This is a genomic window from Aquiflexum lacus (assembly GCF_015476655.1).
Classification (GTDB): Bacteria; Bacteroidota; Bacteroidia; order Cytophagales; family Cyclobacteriaceae; genus Aquiflexum; species Aquiflexum lacus.
This window is the reverse complement of record NZ_JABFHF010000075.1, coordinates 1-937: the sequence shown is the minus strand read 5'-3', so window position 1 is coordinate 937 and position 937 is coordinate 1. Positions and strand designations below refer to the sequence as shown.

1 protein-coding gene is annotated in these 937 nt (G+C 51.2%); it reads right to left on the bottom strand.

Annotated features, from left to right (window positions below; genetic code table 11):
* A partial coding sequence (locus tag HMJ38_RS25070) for an HYR domain-containing protein (protein WP_194977195.1) occupies positions 1 to 937 on the bottom strand: 937 nt, incomplete at both ends.

Sequence of the window (937 nt, the reverse complement as noted above, 5' to 3'; positions counted from 1 at the left end):
GAAAGCTCCTGCTCCCCTGTCGTCCTGCCGTTTTTGTTCGGCACTTTGCATTTGAAGACCAGCAGGTTGAACTTGAACTTGTCGGTTGCCTTATTGCCCGAAGCATCTTTGGCCTCGAATTCCACAAAGCTGTTCTCAGGTTTCCTGAACTTGGTTCCGGGTTCAGGACACTGATGAAGTTCGAAGCCACAGTTGTCAGATGCTTCCACCCTGTCCCTGAAGTCAGGCATGGTAAAGGTATCCCCTTTCTTCATCATCCAGACAAAGGCTTTCTTGTCAACCTTGATTTTTGGTTTGGACTCATCCACAACTATCACTTTGAATTCAACTTCGTCTCTGTTGCCTTTGGCATCTTTGGCTATAAGCTTGACGCTGTTCTCTCCTATATCCTCACAGGTAAAGTCGCACTTGCTCAGGTCGAGTTTCAGCGGGCCACAGAAGGCCGTGGAACCGTCATCGGCCATATCAGGGTTAAGTCTTGCCTTGCCCTGACTGTTGAGTTTCAGTGTCAGCACAGGTTTGGATTTGGCAGTCACTTCGCATGCTCCTTCGGTAAGGTTGATTGTCACACGCTGTTTGGCGGTGCATATATTACCGCTGCCGTCGATGACCGTCCAGGTCACTGTGGTAGTTCCAATAGGGAATACCGCAGGGGCGTTGTTCCTGACCTCGGCAATGCTGCAGTTGTCTGATACCTCCGGTTCACCGAGATCAACTTCAGAGGAAGAGATTCCGCCGCTTGTTGAGCTCAGTACCAGATTGGCAGGGGCCTTGATATCCGGTAGTTCCCTGTCCCTGACCGTTACCTTCTGTACCGCAGTGGCCGAATTGCCGCTTCTGTCTGTTACCGTCCAGGTGACAATGGTCTCACCTAGCGTGAAGGATGTAGGGGCATCATTGCTCAGTCCGCCATCAGGAATGTCTCCCGTAAAGGTGG